The 15,389-nt window shown below is 49.1% G+C and carries 18 protein-coding genes; 10 read left to right on the forward strand and 8 right to left on the reverse strand.

Annotated elements, in window-relative coordinates; translation table 11 throughout:
* Nucleotides 1-72: 72 nt before the first annotated feature.
* The 5 genes from JKP77_RS01530 (at nucleotide 73) to JKP77_RS01550 (ending at nucleotide 3,848) form a co-directional block, all read left to right on the forward strand.
* Nucleotides 73-324: a hypothetical protein gene (locus JKP77_RS01530; protein ID WP_218309450.1), complete on the forward strand. Its 252-nt coding sequence runs from the start codon at nucleotides 73-75 to the stop codon at nucleotides 322-324.
* Nucleotides 325-329: 5 nt separating this feature from the next.
* The gene (locus JKP77_RS01535; RefSeq protein ID WP_218309451.1) at nucleotides 330-1,424 is read left to right on the forward strand and encodes a threonine aldolase family protein; all 1,095 of its coding nucleotides are present in this window, start codon (nucleotides 330-332) and stop codon (nucleotides 1,422-1,424) included.
* Nucleotides 1,425-1,527: 103 nt separating this feature from the next.
* The gene (locus JKP77_RS01540) at nucleotides 1,528-1,887 is read left to right on the forward strand and encodes a YgiW/YdeI family stress tolerance OB fold protein (RefSeq protein WP_218309452.1); all 360 of its coding nucleotides are present in this window, start codon (nucleotides 1,528-1,530) and stop codon (nucleotides 1,885-1,887) included.
* Nucleotides 1,888-1,942: 55 nt separating this feature from the next.
* The gene (locus tag JKP77_RS01545) at nucleotides 1,943-2,623 is read left to right on the forward strand and encodes a response regulator transcription factor (RefSeq protein WP_218309453.1); all 681 of its coding nucleotides are present in this window, start codon (nucleotides 1,943-1,945) and stop codon (nucleotides 2,621-2,623) included.
* Nucleotides 2,565-3,848 carry a sensor histidine kinase gene (locus JKP77_RS01550; RefSeq protein WP_218309454.1) on the forward strand — a complete coding sequence of 428 codons (1,284 nt, stop codon included), beginning with the start codon at nucleotides 2,565-2,567 and terminating at the stop codon, nucleotides 3,846-3,848. The genes JKP77_RS01545 and JKP77_RS01550 overlap by 59 nt, the downstream gene beginning before the upstream one ends.
* A gap of 50 nt (nucleotides 3,849-3,898) precedes the next feature.
* Here the strand turns inward: JKP77_RS01550 and JKP77_RS01555 are convergent, their stop codons facing one another.
* The 3 genes from JKP77_RS01555 to betB form a co-directional block, all read right to left on the reverse strand.
* The gene (locus JKP77_RS01555) at nucleotides 3,899-4,600 is read right to left on the reverse strand and encodes a TorF family putative porin (protein WP_420840028.1); all 702 of its coding nucleotides are present in this window, start codon (nucleotides 4,598-4,600) and stop codon (nucleotides 3,899-3,901) included.
* Between the two features lie 128 nt (nucleotides 4,601-4,728).
* Nucleotides 4,729-6,393 carry a choline dehydrogenase gene (gene betA, locus JKP77_RS01560; protein WP_218309456.1) on the reverse strand — a complete coding sequence of 555 codons (1,665 nt, stop codon included), beginning with the start codon at nucleotides 6,391-6,393 and terminating at the stop codon, nucleotides 4,729-4,731.
* Between the two features lie 10 nt (nucleotides 6,394-6,403).
* On the reverse strand, nucleotides 6,404-7,867 hold the full coding sequence (gene betB, locus JKP77_RS01565) for a betaine-aldehyde dehydrogenase (RefSeq protein ID WP_218309457.1): 1,464 nt from the start codon (nucleotides 7,865-7,867) through the stop codon (nucleotides 6,404-6,406).
* A 326-nt stretch (nucleotides 7,868-8,193) separates the two neighbouring features.
* On the opposite strand from betB, the gene JKP77_RS01570 reads away from it, so the two are divergent.
* The 4 genes from JKP77_RS01570 (at nucleotide 8,194) to JKP77_RS01585 (ending at nucleotide 11,569) form a co-directional block, all read left to right on the forward strand.
* The gene (locus JKP77_RS01570) at nucleotides 8,194-9,504 is read left to right on the forward strand and encodes a putative bifunctional diguanylate cyclase/phosphodiesterase (RefSeq protein ID WP_218309458.1); all 1,311 of its coding nucleotides are present in this window, start codon (nucleotides 8,194-8,196) and stop codon (nucleotides 9,502-9,504) included.
* 242 nt (nucleotides 9,505-9,746) lie between these two features.
* Nucleotides 9,747-10,784 carry a succinylglutamate desuccinylase gene (astE, locus tag JKP77_RS01575; protein WP_218309459.1) on the forward strand — a complete coding sequence of 346 codons (1,038 nt, stop codon included), beginning with the start codon at nucleotides 9,747-9,749 and terminating at the stop codon, nucleotides 10,782-10,784.
* Nucleotides 10,777-11,181, forward strand: coding sequence for an HIT domain-containing protein (locus JKP77_RS01580; RefSeq protein WP_218309460.1), 405 nt, complete (start codon nucleotides 10,777-10,779; stop codon nucleotides 11,179-11,181). Before astE ends, JKP77_RS01580 begins: the two co-directional genes overlap by 8 nt.
* Before the next feature lie 61 nt (nucleotides 11,182-11,242).
* Nucleotides 11,243-11,569, forward strand: a complete 327-nt coding sequence (locus JKP77_RS01585; protein WP_218309461.1) for a heavy metal-binding domain-containing protein — start codon at nucleotides 11,243-11,245, stop codon at nucleotides 11,567-11,569.
* A 250-nt stretch (nucleotides 11,570-11,819) separates the two neighbouring features.
* Here the strand turns inward: JKP77_RS01585 and JKP77_RS01590 are convergent, their stop codons facing one another.
* From JKP77_RS01590 to JKP77_RS01605, 4 genes are read right to left on the reverse strand one after another with little or no spacing between them, the layout of a single operon-like run.
* Nucleotides 11,820-11,981: a DUF2897 family protein gene (locus JKP77_RS01590; protein ID WP_218309462.1), complete on the reverse strand. Its 162-nt coding sequence runs from the start codon at nucleotides 11,979-11,981 to the stop codon at nucleotides 11,820-11,822.
* A complete protein-coding gene (locus JKP77_RS01595; RefSeq protein WP_218309463.1) occupies nucleotides 11,978-12,652 on the reverse strand; it encodes a M15 family metallopeptidase in 675 nt (224 codons plus the stop codon). The genes JKP77_RS01590 and JKP77_RS01595 overlap by 4 nt, the downstream gene beginning before the upstream one ends.
* A complete protein-coding gene (gene dapE / locus JKP77_RS01600) occupies nucleotides 12,645-13,775 on the reverse strand; it encodes a succinyl-diaminopimelate desuccinylase (protein ID WP_218309464.1) in 1,131 nt (376 codons plus the stop codon). The genes JKP77_RS01595 and dapE overlap by 8 nt, the downstream gene beginning before the upstream one ends.
* Nucleotides 13,775-14,119 (reverse strand): ArsC family reductase, encoded by a 345-nt coding sequence (locus JKP77_RS01605; protein WP_218309465.1) that lies wholly within the window; start codon nucleotides 14,117-14,119, stop codon nucleotides 13,775-13,777. The genes dapE and JKP77_RS01605 overlap by 1 nt, the downstream gene beginning before the upstream one ends.
* Nucleotides 14,120-14,399: 280 nt before the next feature.
* Here JKP77_RS01605 and JKP77_RS01610 point away from each other — a divergent pair, with 280 nt between their 5' ends.
* The gene (locus JKP77_RS01610; RefSeq protein ID WP_218309466.1) at nucleotides 14,400-14,831 is read left to right on the forward strand and encodes an OsmC family protein; all 432 of its coding nucleotides are present in this window, start codon (nucleotides 14,400-14,402) and stop codon (nucleotides 14,829-14,831) included.
* Between the two features lie 48 nt (nucleotides 14,832-14,879).
* Here the strand turns inward: JKP77_RS01610 and JKP77_RS01615 are convergent, their stop codons facing one another.
* On the reverse strand, nucleotides 14,880-15,386 hold the full coding sequence (locus JKP77_RS01615) for a PTS glucose transporter subunit IIA (protein WP_218309467.1): 507 nt from the start codon (nucleotides 15,384-15,386) through the stop codon (nucleotides 14,880-14,882).
* Between the last annotated feature and the right edge of the window lie 3 nt (nucleotides 15,387-15,389).

A 15,389-nucleotide genomic window follows, 5' to 3' on the forward strand; every position in this document is an offset into this window, starting at 1 on the left:
CACTTGGCTGTGAGCCTGAGCGACCATAGACTTATTCGCACTTTCCCTGGGTAATTCATCATTGCGGAGCTTATGTCTAAACCAAGAAAAAAGGGTCCGGTCCGTACCGTTCAGATTTCCTGTCAGCAGTGTAAAGCGCCATTATTTAAGTATCGCAAAGGCGGAAAAGGAGCGCTGGTGAAGTGTTTTATTGAACGGATTGTCGAGGATCACACCACAACGCCTTGTCAGTGTCCGGGGTGCGGACAAACTTTCGCCAGAGAAACCATGATCCGGGGCACCCCTGCCTATAAAATGGTGGGTGGCAAAGTCCATATGAAGTAACCATTATGAATACCATTCCAGAGACCTTGCGCAGCCGTTATGCGCAGTTACAGAAGCGTGCCCGTGCGGTCATCCACCGACATGAACAAGCCAGTATAAAAGAGGAACTCGCCAGGCTCAGTGATCTGGCTGGCGATAACGATGAGCGTGATACCTATGGAAAGGGTGGGGTACTGGCGCAATTTGAGTCTGAGTTACAAACGCTGTTCGGTATGCCTGCCTGCGTGTTTCTGCCTACCGGGACACTAGCGCAATGTGTCGCCGTTAAGTGTTACAGCGAATATTCGGGGCGCAGCCACGTGGGTTTGCATCCGACATCGCATCTGCTGCTACACGAACATAATGCGATTGAGGCCTTATGGGGGATTTCGGTTCAGCAATTTGGCCAGGCGCAGCGCGTCACCCAGCCTGAAGATGTCGTGGCGCTGCAACCAGATACACTGGCCGCCATTATTGTGGAATCGCCCATGCGCGAAATTGGGGGAGCAATGCCATCCTTAGCCACATTGCGTGCGCTGCGACAATGGTGCGATGAACACGACGTCGCTATGCATCTGGATGGAGCACGTATCTGGCAGGCCGTATCGTACTATGGACGTGATCTGGCTGAGATTGCCAGGTTTTTCGACAGTATTTATGTAAGTTTTTACAAAGATCTGGGCGGCATCATTGGCGCAGCATTGCTGGGTTCTGAGACATTGATCCGTGATGCAAAAATCTGGGCCCGACGCGCTGGTGGTAACCCTATCACCCAGTATCCTGACGTGTTGGCCGCCAGAGCAGGGCTAAGGCATCACCTGCCGCAAATGAACGAATACATTACGTATACTGACCTTCTCAGTAGCGCGTTAAGCAAGGCGGGATTTACGCTTATTCCGTCCAAACCGCAGGCAGCCATGTTTCATATTGCGCTGCCGGTGCCGGCAGAGACATTGACTACCCGGCTTTGTGATTACGCTGAGAGAACCGGCATTATGGCACTGCCATTACCACGCTCAGGTACATCAGACAGCTGTATATGTGAGGTGTCTGTGGGCGATCAGGCAGTACAGCATCCGCCATCGTTTTGGGTGCAGCATATTCAGGCGTTACTTTGCTGATACTTTCGGGTTAAGTCAGTCTATCTTCTGCTTCACGTTGACTTCACGGTGTCTCTGGTTAAATAGCCCCTGAACGACATAACCTGAATTAAGGAGCGTGAAAATGAAACATGTATTGCTATGTGCAGCCGTAGTTACCACGGGATTAACCTTTGCCGGAGCATCGCTGGCGCAGTTCACGGGGAGTAACGGGTCAAAATTCACCGATATTGAATCCCTTCTGGGATCCGGAAGCGACGATGATTACGTACAACTGGAAGGAAATCTCATCCGTAAAGTGGGCAGTGAAAAGTACATATTCACTGACGGAAAGTCTGAAATCCGGGTGGAAATTGAAAGTGAAGATTTCCCTCAACAGTCGTTTGATGAATCTGCAACAATTCGGATTACCGGGGAGTTTGAGAAAGACTTTATGGAGTCACCCGAAATTGATGTGGATTCGGTAACAATTATTTCGCAATAGCGTTACTCGTGCGTTAAGCGCTCTGTCCTAAGGGCAGGGCGCGCAGGGATGTATTATGCATATACTTTTGGTTGAAGATGATCCTCAGGTCCTTGAAACCGTGTGTGATTACCTTGTTCTTAAAGGACACGTAGTGGATTGTGCTTACAATGGCAAATGGGCAATTACGTTTCTTGAACAAGCACGCTTCGATTTAATTATTCTGGACGTGATGATGCCAAGACTTTCCGGAACCGAGACCGCAAAAGCTATACGTCAGCAACTTCACTTAACGACACCAATAATCTTCTTAACGGCCAGAGACTCCCTGGAAGATAAACTTGCAGGCTTTGCTGCGGGGGGCGATGACTATCTGACAAAACCCTTTGCGTTGCCTGAACTGGAAGTTCGTATTGATGCCATTAAAAAACGATGCAACGGTACAGCGCAGAACGCCGTAATTCATTTGGGATCACTACGTTACTACGTTGATGAAGAATATGCCGAAACAGACAGCGAGAGATTTAGTTTGCCCGTTACCCAACATCAGATCCTCAAACTGTTACTCAGCGCATCACCAAACTTTGTTTCAAAGGATTCTCTGATTAACACTATCTGGGCGGAGAATGTGCCTGACAGTGATGCTTTTCGAAGTCATTTATACAATTTACGTAAAACGCTGAAGAGACATGCTGCTAATGTGGAGATCATCACTGAAGTCGGGCGAGGGTACAGAATTGTCGAAAGTTCGGCCTAGTCTTACTAAGCGCCTGTCAATACTGGTTTCAATTGTCAGTATCATCTTTATTTCATTGCTGTTCGGTATTGCCTACGTCGCTGAAGAGCAAATGGAATCGATCAGTTTGCGCTATTGGCTGGATGCAGAAGCCCGAATGTACGAGCAGAGTTTTCGGCGATTCGGGGAGCAGGGGCAATTGCCGAATCCCATTCAATTTGATATTTACTGGAGCAAAAGGCAATTGCCCCGGTGGCTATCCGGCTATACTGAACCGGGGTTTTACGAGCATCAGCTTGGACCAGAGGACAAGCATTTCAAGGTTGCAGCGTCCCCGGATGGTGACGGGCTGTACTACCTGATATTTAAAGACGATGCAGACGACTTTCTGGACGAATATGAAAGTCAATTGCACTTACTTTCGTTTTCTCTGGCATTGTTAGTCAGTATCTGCGTGAGTGCACTGATGTTTTATCTGTACAGACAGCTTTCTTCACCGTTAAAACGCGTTGTGGCAAAAGTGCCATTGGTAGCACCTAATCAGGCAAGCTTTTCCGTAGATTCAGAATATAGCGAACTGGCGGAAATCGAAGAAGCGTTATTAGAAGGAAAACGCCAAATTCAGCAGTATCTTATTCGCGAGCAGGATTTTACTCGCTTCGCTGCACATGAAATTCGCACGCCTTTGATGACCCTGAGAGGCTCTGCGGACTTGCTCGGTCAGCTTGACCCGACATCACTTCCTGAGCCTGCTGTCAGGGCAGTTAAAAGGATCCACTCAGCAAGTGAGGATATTGATGAATTAATAAAAACCTTTCTGGTACTGGGGCAGGACTCACTGAAAACAGCACACTTGGAAGCAGTAGATATCAGCGAAGTAGTCATGCACCAGTTAACCAAACTTACGCCACTGACGCGCTCGCAGAACGTCGAGGTGCAGTTGAACTGCACCTCGACAGTATCTCTGCGTGTACCAAAGGAATTTGTTGTCGTGCTGTGCCGAAACCTGTTGCGTAATGCCTTGGAGTATTCTGACTCACATGTGACAGTGTCATTAACGAGCAATCAGTTGCAGGTAGTGAATGATATTGATGCAGATGCAGACAAGCAATCAGGGTATGGCTATGGGCTAATTATCGTAGAGCGTATTTGTGAAAAATTAATGTGGGACTATCGATGGGAACAATCTGAAGAGCAGTTTGTAACGCAGATTCGTTTCTTAAAAAAACATCCTTGCGCTAATTGAGAGTAAAACGCTGCGCGCGACTACCGGGCGCAGCGTTCTGTCGAGTTGTATTAGAACGCAAAGGTACGACTCACCGCCAGTACGATCCTCTCATCAGCAGTATCAATATCAAGTGTGGTATTTTCCGCCGCTACCTCAATATCAAAACCCATCCAACTGGTTAGCCAGGCAACCTTATAATGCTGGTACGAGGTACCGTCCACGTCCCACATGTACTTGTCCCCATCCAGCGAATTAGAGCTGTCAGCGCTGAAACGCAACGCATGGTTTTCTGCCAGCGAGATAGTATGGGCCACTTCCACAATGGTATGTCCGGCACCGGTACCGAAATAATCCCACGCGTACCAGAAATTTGCCTCCGATGTACCTTGCGCCCACGTGTATGCGAACTTGCTATAAGCTTCGCCATAATTCAGCGCGCTGCTGTCATTGCCGCCATGATAACTGTAGTAGGCTATTCCGTAGTCCAGACTGAGGCTGTCAGAGAGCTGCACAAAGTGGCCAAAATAGCCATCCAGTTCCTGATCAGCATCGTCGCCGTAATCTACGTTGGACGTCCACATGCCCGCGTAAACGCCGTTATCAGCGGCATAATCCAGTGATGCCTGAAATGCGGGATCGTTGTTTGTCTGGCTGACACCGTTGAACATATAGTCCGTAGCGCCTGTAACGGTCACTGACCAGTCAGCGTTAGCAGCGGGGGCTGCGCTTAGCAGCACCAGTGCTGCACCGTATGCATAGTATTTCTTCATCATGGCTCCTGGGGTCTGTTGACCTTTGTCATGCTTGTGCCTGTCGTTTGCTGTATAGACTATAGCTCACAGTGTGTATAACCGGGCATTGGCCTTTATTTTCCCACTGTAAACATTCCCTGCGCCCTTTAAATTATTTCGGAGCGCTGTTGTTCCTGCCACTGCGCATCAATAGCTACCTGAACATTTGCCTCTGTTAACGCTGGCTTGCCTAATATCATGTCGGCAGCTTTTTCTGCCACCATGATGGTCGGAGCATTAAGGTTGCCGTTAGGTATGGTCGGAAAGATTGAGGAGTCGACAACATGCAGGTTTTCGATACCTCTGACCCGAGTCTCAGAATCGACGACTGCCATATCATCTTCCCCCATTTTGCAGGTACAGGAAGGGTGATACGCACTTTCGACAGCCTCGCGAACAAAGGCATCAATTTCTTCATCAGACTGCACACTTTTACCAGGCTGTATTTCTTCACCGCGGTATTCATCGAAGGCAGATTGCTGAATAATTTCCCGCGTCAGGCGCACGCAGGCACGAAAACCTTCAATATCATCTTCATGCTGCAGGTAATTAAACAGGATGGACGGCGCCTTGCTGGGATCGGTTGAGGTAATTTTTACCCGGCCCCGGCTTTTCGGTTTGTTGTGCCCGATATGAACCTGAAAACCATGGCCTTTTACGGCGCTTTTACCGTCGTAGCGGATAGCAGCCGGTAAAAAGTGATACTGAAGATCGGGCCATTTCACACCGTCTTTAGAGCGGATAAAGGCGCAGGATTCAAAATGGTTGCTCGCACCCAGTCCGTCTTTAAACAACAGCCAGCGGGCACCAATCAGCCCTTTAGAAAAGATATCCAGTTTCCCATTAATGGTGATGGGCTTTTTACAGCGGAACTGGAAATAGAATTCCAGATGATCCTGCAGATTTTGTCCGACGCCGGGTAAATGATGTTTGGGCTCGATGCCGACCTCGCGCAGATGATTTTCATCACCAATGCCGGAGAGTTGCAGCAACTGGGGAGAGCCAATCGAGCCAGCACTTAAAATGACTTTATTGCTGGCCATAGCATCGTGAAGCTCGTCCTTCTGCCGATACTGCACACCTACCGCTTTCTTGTCTTCCAGCAGCACTTTTTCAACCATCACATGGGTAAGAATAGTCAGGTTACTGCGATCTTTAATTGGATCAAGATAGGCGCGGGACGCAGAGCATCGCTTGCCGCCTTTCACCGTCATATGCATAGGGCCAAAGCCTTCCTGCTGCTTGGCATTGTAGTCATCGGTGATGGGATAACCTGCTTGTTTCCCGGCATCAATAAACGCGCGGTAAAGCGGGTTTTCCATTTCATTACCGTTGTTAACGCCCAGCGGACCATCATCACCGCGATAGGTGTTGCCACCCAGATACCAGCTTTCTGCACGCTTGAAATAAGGAAGGCAATGTTGATAGCCCCAGTTCTTCGCGCCAGACTCTTCCCATTCGTCAAAGTCGCAGGCATGACCGCGAACGTACACCATGCCGTTTATTGATGATGAGCCGCCAAGTACCTTACCGCGTGGACAATGCATTTTGCGGTTGTCCAGATAGGGCTCTTCCTCGGTGTAAAACTGCCAGGCGTACTTGTCGGTGTTCATTGGAATGGAGAGGGCTGTTGGCATTTGAATGAAAATGCTTTTATCACTCCCTCCGGTCTCAAGCAGCAACACGTTATTATTGCTGTCTTCGCTAAGACGATTTGCCAGTACACACCCTGCTGAGCCGGCGCCGACAATAATGTAATCAAAATGCTTCATGGAATTCTCCTTAAAACGGGCTTTCCAGTTTCTGCATACCCACATAAACCGATTTGGTCTGGGTGTACTGATCCAGCGTTTCGATACCATTTTCCCGTCCCACGCCGGAAAGCTTATACCCTCCGACCGGCATCTCAGCGGGTGAGGCCCCCCAACTGTTCACCCAGCAAATACCAGCCTGAAGCTGGTGGATCACCCGGTGCGCCCGGCGGATATCTTTGGTCATTACGCCAGCAGCCAGTCCCACCGGAGTAGCATTAGCACGGCGAATGGCCTCGGCTTCATCAGTGAACGTCAACACGCTCATAACCGGGCCGAATATTTCCTCTCGACATATGGTCATGTCGTCTGTGCAATCAGTAAATATGGTGGGCTCGACAAAGTAGCCGTCAGGTGCGGACTCAGGCGTCAGTCGATTACCTCCGGCTGCCAACGTGGCACCTTCTTGCTTACCTTTTTCTATGTAGCCCATCACCAGTTCCAGATGCTGCTCAGAAATCAGTGTTCCCAGGTTGGTTTTCATATCGGTTGGGTCACCGGCGACAATGTTCTCACGAGTGCGTTTGAGCAGGGTATCCATAAAGGTGTCATAAATATCGTTATGCACAAACACACGGGTGCAGTTGGTGCATACCTCACCCTGAGTATAAAAGTTACCCAGCATGGCTGCAGATACCGCTTCTTCAATGTCGGTATCCTCAAACACTAACAGCGGCGATTTTCCGCCCAGTTCCATGGTGACTTCTTTGAGCGTACCAGCTGCACTTTCCATGACTTTTTTGCCTGTGCCGACTTCGCCGGTGAAAGAGATTTTTTCTATCTCAGGATGAGATGTCAGCCATTGGCCAGTATCGGCTTCACCGTGAACCACATTGAATACACCTCGCGGAACACCAGCCTTGATAAATATTTTGGCCAGTTCAACGGCACCGCAGGGAGTCTCTTCTGAGGGTTTAAAAATCATGACATTGCCCGCTGCTAACGCCGGGGCAGATTTCCAGCATGCGATCTGGAGCGGGTAGTTCCATGCCCCTATTCCTGCACAAATACCCAAAGGTTCCTTTCGGGTGTAATAAAAGTCACCGTCAACGCTTTGCTGCTGACCTACTTGGGTAGGCGCAAGCGATGCAAAAAACTCAATAACGTCAGCCCCGGTGGCAACATCAACTTCTATCGCTTCCTGAAGTGGCTTTCCGGTATCAAGCACTTCCACCATTGCCAACTCGTCATTGTGTTCGCGTAACAGTGCGACCGCTTTGTGTAAAATTCTTGCCCGCTCTTTGGCGGGGGTGGCAGACCAGACTTTAAACGCGTTCTTTGCACTTTCCAGTACTTCCTCTCTGATATAATCGTCAGCAACTTCTACTTCAAATTCAACCTGACCCGTGGCTGGGTTTGTCACTGAAAACGTGTCTCCGGACCGGTTCGGGAGTTCCTCTCCATTGACGATATTTAAGACCCTTTTTACTGACATTCTGCGCCTCCAGTTTGGTTGACGATTTTTATACAACAACCGCAATTTTGTTGCTGTATTCATACAATCAATAGGTGATGTTGGTATTCATACTCAAGGCGAAGGAAAATGGACTGCTTTGGGTTAATATTTTGTAACCCTCAGAGCAGACGGGCGCGCATTGGCGTAGTGGCGATAACTCGCGCAACAATGCAGCTAAATGTCGGAAAAGCACGCAGGTATCTGAAGTTATACGAATTAACTGTTGCTAAGCGTGAAGCCCCGTGGTTTTATAATCCGTAAACTGAAACGACATTAGCTTGCTTGTTTAAGAGGTAACGCATGCTATGAGCCGATTGCACCAGACACTGGCGACAATCCCAAATCGATACGCGTTTATCGACACTGTCGATAACACTGCGAAGCAGCATTCACATTTGTCATTGCTGCTTATCGATGTTGTTCGCTTCTCTGATGTGACATCCAGTCTCGGCTTTCAGGTAGGTGACCGCTTCTTGCTGGAAATTGCCAACCGAATCATCAGATTGTTTCCACATTCTGCACATTTCGGCAGGATAAGCGGCGATGTCTTCGGGCTGATCCTTCCGGGTAAACACTCCGCTACTCAACTACAAAACCTGTTTGAACACCTGATTGAACATTTTAAAACGCCTATGCATTATGAAGATCATGCGTTTATTGCAGATTTTAATGTTGGCGGCGTATACGGCGAGTGCGATGCATTCAGTATTACGCGTTTTGTGTCGCGGGCAGAAGCGGCACTGAAGCAGGCCAAAGAAAACAAATACGAAAACTTTTTTCTGCTGGGTATGGAAGATAAAGCCGAAACCGGCAGAAGCCTGGCGTTAAAAGCCGACTTAAAGCGCGCGCTTTCGCACAATGAGCTGGAATTATATTTTCAGCCTCAGGTGGATTTGCAAACCTTAAACATTGTCGGTGCTGAATGTTTGTTGCGATGGAATCATCCGCTGGATGGCGTGCTGTTTCCCGGCCCGCTGATTGAAGCTGCGGAATCCTACAATATGATGAACGAACTCGCTTACTGGACGTTCGAGCAAGCTTTCCGGAGCATGGTTCAGTTAGATGCCAATGGCTTTAACCTGACCTTGTCTGTGAATATCTCTCCCACGCAATTGTATGATAGCAAGCTGATACCAACACTGAAATTACTTGGTCAAAGCTACGACATTGCACTTTCCCGAATTGAACTGGAACTTACCGAAGACGTAGCTCTGTCGAATTCGCTGATGGCGAAAAAGCAGTTGTCTGAGCTCCGCGCGCTTGGAGTTGAAATCTCAGTGGATGACTTTGGTAAAGGGTACTCCAATCTTGCTTATATTCGCGAACTGGATATTAATGCTCTCAAAATCGACAAAGTGTTTGTGATGGAGCTAACCAGTAGCGACGTAAACCGGGCGATTATCGAAGCAGCCCGGATCATTGGCCATTCCAAGGGCTGTGAAGTGATTGCAGAAGGTATTGAAACTCTGGAGCAGCTGCATATTTTGCGCGAACTGGGTATCAATATCGGGCAAGGCTACTTGTTTTCTCGCGCGATCCCGCTGGACGAATTTCAGGTTCTGGCCAGTCAGGAGATTATTGTGGGCGAGTCACCAATGCGAAAAGCGACCGGTTAAACACTCCTGATCGCTCACTCGCGCTGTCATAGAAGTGGGCCTTCGTTGATATAGTTTTTCTTCTTTGCCTGCAAATCACCCAATGCCTCTTCTCTGGTATAATCACGCTGTCATTGATTCTTTACTTCTTGCACATCTCCTGCGTGGCCGGTTCGGGCAAGAGGTAACTGCTCTGGTGGTAATTTTTCTTTTAGGCGGTAGACTTGTGGCCAAGATATTAGTTACTACAGGTGATGTAATACGTGACTCAGCCCATAGAAAACGGAGAATTTCTTTCTCTTTCCCGTCATCGTCCGGACGCGCTCTCCGGTATTTCTGAATTTACTCTGGATAACGGTACCCACGCAGCAGTGACTGCGCCGGGGATCATTTCTTTTACTCCGGAGAAGGTCGATGCGGATACCAAGCAGATCATTTACTCGTGCGGCGTGCATGGGAACGAAACCGCACCCATAGAAATCTGCGATGAAATGGTGCAGCGCCTGTTAACCGGTAAGTTGCAAGCCAGTCATCGGGTATTGTTTTTGTTTGGCAACCTGCCGGCAATGGATATCGGTAAACGCTTTGTGCAAGAGAATATGAACCGTTTGTTCAGTGGCGCACATTCAGACGGCGACGGCCTGATAAATGACGAGCGGGTCAGAGCAAAGCAGCTAGAGCAGGCAGTATCGGCGTTTTACGCGAGTGCACCGGCTGACGCTCCCCGGTTCCATTATGACCTGCATACTGCTATCCGTGCTTCCAAGAATGAAAAATTTGCGGTTTATCCCTACTTACACGAACGTCGTCACAGTAAAGGGCAACTGGCGTTTCTGGCCGCCTGCGGTGTGAAAACCATATTACTTTCAGAAAGCGCCACCACCACCTTCAGCTATTACTCTTCTCATCAGCATCAAGCACATGCTTTTACCGTCGAGCTAGGAAAAGTACAGCCGTTCGGGGAGAACGATATGTCACGTTTTGAAGACGCGAAACAGGCGCTGACAAAACTGGTTACAGAAAAAGAGTTCGCGCCTGATGTCGACTTATCTACACTGGATATTTACCGCGTGAATCAGGTTATAAATAAGCATCAGGACGATTTTGCCCTGCACTTTGCGGATGATACACCGAACTTTACTGACTATGCCAAAGGCACGGTGCTGGCGACAGAGTCAGGCGCACGTTATGAGGCGCAATTCGACGGCGAAGCGATTGTGTTTCCGAATGCGAATGTTGCACTTGGCCAGCGCGCATTACTGACAGTTGTACCGACAACTCTGGATAATCCTGATGTTTAAACTAGACGAGAGGCTTGCAAACGATACGTGTCGGGTAGGGCTGCTACCGCTTTGCGAAGTATTGTTAATGAATGACAGTCAGTTTCCGTGGGTGATTCTGGTACCGCAACTCGAGGGCCTGACAGAAATACTGGATTTAAGCCAGGAGGATCAGACCCGGTTATGGGAGGAGTCCCGTCAGGTGTCGATGGCACTTCGTGAGCTATGTCAGCCGGATAAGCTGAATATCGCTGCATTAGGCAACGTGGTGAGTCAGCTTCATCTTCACCATGTCGCCCGGTATAAAAATGATGTGGCATGGCCTGCCCCTGTCTGGGGACGACAGCCTGCGGTGCCGTATCCACAGGATCAGAAAGTGCTGTTATGCCAGCAGCTTGCTGAAAAACTAGGAATTTAACGTTTGCTCTATTGAACGACAGACTACTGCTCGCACAGTAGCAATTAAAAAGGATAAAAACATGATCATTACCACAACCCCCAATCTGGAAGGCAAGAAAATTGAGCAGTATTACGGCATCGTTGTAGGCGAAGCGGTGATGGGTGCCAACCTGTTTAAAGATTTATTCGCTTCTATTCGGGATATCGTCGGTGGGCGTTCCGGTTCATATGAAGATGAGCTGACGAATGCAAGAAAACTTGCCTTTACCGAACTCGAACACGAAGCCAGAGCAATGGGCGCGAACGCTGTGGTAGGTATTGATATTGATTATGAAGTCATTGGCGAAAAAGGCAGTATGTTGATGGTGAGTATCAGCGGCACGGCAGTTCGCGCTGTTGACTGCTAAACGCAGTTTTTACCACGTCGACACAGAGTGAACAGGGTAGTGCTGTCAAAGACGTTACTACAGCAAATAACCGGTAACGTCTTGGGCGGCCATGCGCACCTGCCTGCGTGTGCGCAATAGAGCTATCTGCTGATGTTATTGCCTAATATTATCGCTTTACTAAGGCGAAGGCCCGCATATCTAAGCAAAAGGAAGCTGGGCGGCCACCCGGTGTACGTTCGGCTTTCCAATGCTATAGCCCCAAACAGACTTACCAGCCGTCTTTTTCATCATCCCTGTCTTTGTAAGGATCGTCTTTCGGCGTAAACCCTTTTGGTGTTTTAAACCTTTTGCTGTATTTAAGCAGCATGATATTGCTCAGTATTACACCCAAAACTAAGACAACGATAATGATTATCCAGGTAAGGCTCATGATATTCCCTCATTGAGTACATAACGTGAATACAATTGTGGCAGAGCATCAATAAGCGTCTGCTTGCCTTCCAGGCTGGCACTCTCCAGTGCGTTTTCCAACGCCGCTTTGTTGCGCAGCTGTTCGAATGGCAATGCACTGACGTTGTGGCTGAGGTGCCAGCGCTCGGTGGCTACGCCGCCTCTGAATTCACTAAAGGGGCGATAAAAGCCAAACTTTTTTGCATTATCATCAAGCCATGCGGACAAGGTTGCACAGGGGCCGCCTTCGCAATATTCACTATCTACCAGTTCAAAAGAATGGTTACTGGCTTTTACACTGGCGCGATCATAAACATCAATATCGGTCCCCCAGTGATGTCTGCTCCCGCCGGGCATAGCCGACCAGGTAAGAATAGCCGTCAGTTTATCTTTTGCGCTGAGGGTTTGCGAATTCAGTAGCTGACCGTCGGCGTCATACAATGGCATTTCTCCACGCCACTTTTTATTCCAGATTTGACGCTGACGATCAAAGCTGCGATACGCGGAGACCAGCTGACAATCAATACCTGCCGCAGCGGCAGCATCCTGCATGGCGAGAAATGCTGCCAGCGTTTCCGGATGCAGACGGTGGCCATTACCGGCATCTGTCAGGTAATGATTCGCCTGGCCAAGCCAGTCTTCATCAGTCATGCAACAGCCCTTTGAGAATGCCGTAGTACATTCGTTCCAGCTTTCGCAAGTCTTCCATGCAAACATGCTCATCGACTTTATGAATAGTCGCATTCACCGGGCCCAGTTCAATAACTTCAGCGCCGGTCGGGGCGATGAACCGCCCATCGGAGGTCCCGCCGGCGGTCGACAGTGTCGTCGGCTTACCGTTCACCGACTCAATCGCAGCCTCGGTGGCTTTCAGTAATTCCCCTTTGTCTGTCAGAAAGGGCTGACCGTTAAACGTCCATTTGATGTCGTAATTAAGATGATGTGAATCCAGAATGTGAGTAACGCGGTCAATCAGTAACTGATCGGTCACCTCGGTAGAAAAACGGAAATTAAAGCAAACATGCATTTTCCCCGGGATCACATTTCCTGCGCCGGTGCCGGCATGGATATTGGAGATCTGAAAGCTGGTAGGTGGAAAAAAGTCGTTGCCATTATCCCAGTGCGCGCCGGCAAGCTCAGCCAGCGCACTTGCACCTGCGTGCACCGGATTTTCAGCCAGGTGAGGGTAGGCGACATGGCCCTGAACACCATGGACGGTAAGATCCCCGGTTAACGATCCCCGACGCCCGTTTTTCACAATATCGCCGACAAAATCGGTACTGGAAGGCTCGCCAACCACACACCAGGTGATTTTTTCATTGCGATCTTCCAGCGTATCAATCACGCGTGTCGTGCCGTTAATAAACGGACCTTCCTCGTCACTGGTGATAAGAAAAGCAATGCTTCCGCGGTGATCCGAGTAGTCTTCCACAAAGCGTCTGGTTGCTACCAGCATGGCGGCGAGTGAGCCCTTCATGTCAGCTGCACCACGTCCATGCAGATTACCGTTGCATTCGGTGGCGGTAAAAGGCGGCGTTTGCCAGGCCTCTTCCGGTCCGCTGGGAACCACATCGGTATGACCGGCAAAACAAAATACCGGACCGGTTTTGCCCCGTCGCGACCAGAGGTTTGTGGTATCTTCAAACACCATGGTTTCATTATTAAAACCCAGCTCACCCAGCCAGTTTTTCATAAAATCCTGGCACCCAGCGTCATCTGGCGTTACTGAGCGCTGGTTTATCAGATAGGTTGCGATTTCAATTACATCTTGCATCAGGAAAAAATGTCCTCGTACTGCCCGGGCTTAAAGCCAAGGTGAAGTGAGCTGTTGTGTTCAAGCACTGGTCGTTTGATCATTGCAGGGTATTCGCGAAGCAGGGCCAAGGCTTTCGTCTGGTCCATACCCGCTTTCTGCTCTTCAGATAACTGGCGGTAGGTGGTTCCGCGTTTATTCAGCAGGTTCTCCCAGCCAAGTGCCTCTGCAGCTTGTTCGAGCCAGTCTGCATCTACGCCATCTTTTCTGTAGTCATGAAATTGAAAAGCAATGTCATTGGCCTCCAGCCACTTTTTGGCTTTTTTTATTGTGTCGCAATTTGGGATGCCGTACATCGTTGTCATAGTATTTCTGATTCCTTCTTCATTATTGTTATCAGTCTATCTTTTGGTGGAAACGGATGCAAAAGGTACAGGCTACGTGTAACGCTTACAGTGAGTAAACCGGTGCTGAAATAAAAACGCCTCTGATCGCCGTCAGTGACGTGGTGTGGACGATTATCCAGGGCAGGCATGACTTGTGCATTTGTTCTTATTATTACCGTTAACACATTATTCTCGGGTGCTTTGCTAACTATCTTGGTCAGTCATCCGGTAAACAGGTAAGTCACTAAGGAGATATTCAATGGCTATAGTAAAAACAGCTTCAGCACGTTATCAACCACTTGGTAAAGACGGCAAAGGGCAGGTAAGCCTGGGCAGTGGTGCGCTCTCGGAGCAGCCTTACGGATTTAACACCCGGTTTGAAGATAAGCCCGGTACCAACCCTGAGGAAATGATTGCCGGAGCACACGCCAGTTGTTACGCCATGGCGCTGTCATTCGCACTGGCAGATGCGGGATACGACAGCGGCGAATTAAATGTTGATGCTGAAGTTACGCTGGAAAAAGACGGTGATGGATTTACCGTAACGGCTTCCGCACTGTCGCTGAATGCAAAAGTCGCAGGTATTGAAGAGCGGGAGTTTGACGCGATTGCGAATGACGCCAAAGAAAATTGTCCGATTTCAAAACTGCTGAATGCAGAGATCTCGTTAAAATATGATTTCAGCAATTAACCCGTTTTGTCCTGATGCGCATACTGCCGTTTCTGTGCAGTCTGCCTATCAGGCGTAAGCCGTAAACAAGATATCGTGAGGCGCGGTTACCTGGCTCGTCCGGGCCGGTTGCAACGCCTTCAGCGCTGAGGCATTCATTACACTTACGATGCACACTGGCGTTACCTGTTGTTGTCGAAGCCAGGCAGTATTGAGTTGCAACACCGGGTCTCCAGCCGTCACATCGTCGTTAGCGCGCTTAAGAAACTCACACTTCTCTCCCATGTACCGCGTCATATCGCTACCGTAGCACACCCGAATTTTAAGCCCCTTTTTACTGGTCACCACAAACGAATATGACAACACATCGCAATCGTTAATTTTACCGGTTACCGGCGAGCACAGAAGGTGGGATGACGTGTAAATAAGCTGCCCCGGCCCATAAACACCGCGGCTGACAAGGGCGTCGTCATGCGATGTTAAATCATCCCGTTTACCGGATACCGGTGTCATTACCGCAATCTCAAGTCGCACGGACTCCGGTGGGGTATCGGGTAAAAAGGTAGCCGGAAGCATGAT

Origin of the sequence: Alteromonas antoniana (assembly GCF_019249295.1) — a bacterium.
GTDB lineage: Bacteria > Pseudomonadota > Gammaproteobacteria > Enterobacterales > Alteromonadaceae > Alteromonas > Alteromonas antoniana.

Bases quoted from the DNA above. Each gene is read 5' to 3' on its own strand.
- JKP77_RS01530 (WP_218309450.1), top strand. From the start codon at position 73: ATGTCTAAACCAAGAAAAAAGGGTCCGGTCCGTACCGTTCAGATTTCC.
- JKP77_RS01535 (WP_218309451.1), top strand. From the start codon at position 330: ATGAATACCATTCCAGAGACCTTGCGCAGCCGTTATGCGCAGTTACAG.
- JKP77_RS01540 (WP_218309452.1), top strand. From the start codon at position 1,528: ATGAAACATGTATTGCTATGTGCAGCCGTAGTTACCACGGGATTAACC.
- JKP77_RS01545 (WP_218309453.1), top strand. From the start codon at position 1,943: ATGCATATACTTTTGGTTGAAGATGATCCTCAGGTCCTTGAAACCGTG.
- JKP77_RS01550 (WP_218309454.1), top strand. From the start codon at position 2,565: ATGTGGAGATCATCACTGAAGTCGGGCGAGGGTACAGAATTGTCGAAA.
- JKP77_RS01555 (WP_420840028.1), bottom strand. From the start codon at position 4,600: ATGAAGAAATACTATGCATACGGTGCAGCACTGGTGCTGCTAAGCGCA.
- betA (WP_218309456.1), bottom strand. From the start codon at position 6,393: ATGAAGCATTTTGATTACATTATTGTCGGCGCCGGCTCAGCAGGGTGT.
- betB (WP_218309457.1), bottom strand. From the start codon at position 7,867: ATGTCAGTAAAAAGGGTCTTAAATATCGTCAATGGAGAGGAACTCCCG.
- JKP77_RS01570 (WP_218309458.1), top strand. From the start codon at position 8,194: ATGAGCCGATTGCACCAGACACTGGCGACAATCCCAAATCGATACGCG.
- JKP77_RS01580 (WP_218309460.1), top strand. From the start codon at position 10,777: ATGTTTAAACTAGACGAGAGGCTTGCAAACGATACGTGTCGGGTAGGG.
- JKP77_RS01585 (WP_218309461.1), top strand. From the start codon at position 11,243: ATGATCATTACCACAACCCCCAATCTGGAAGGCAAGAAAATTGAGCAG.
- JKP77_RS01590 (WP_218309462.1), bottom strand. From the start codon at position 11,981: ATGAGCCTTACCTGGATAATCATTATCGTTGTCTTAGTTTTGGGTGTA.
- JKP77_RS01595 (WP_218309463.1), bottom strand. From the start codon at position 12,652: ATGACTGATGAAGACTGGCTTGGCCAGGCGAATCATTACCTGACAGAT.
- dapE (WP_218309464.1), bottom strand. From the start codon at position 13,775: ATGCAAGATGTAATTGAAATCGCAACCTATCTGATAAACCAGCGCTCA.
- JKP77_RS01605 (WP_218309465.1), bottom strand. From the start codon at position 14,119: ATGACAACGATGTACGGCATCCCAAATTGCGACACAATAAAAAAAGCC.
- JKP77_RS01610 (WP_218309466.1), top strand. From the start codon at position 14,400: ATGGCTATAGTAAAAACAGCTTCAGCACGTTATCAACCACTTGGTAAA.
- JKP77_RS01615 (WP_218309467.1), bottom strand. From the start codon at position 15,386: ATGCTTCCGGCTACCTTTTTACCCGATACCCCACCGGAGTCCGTGCGA.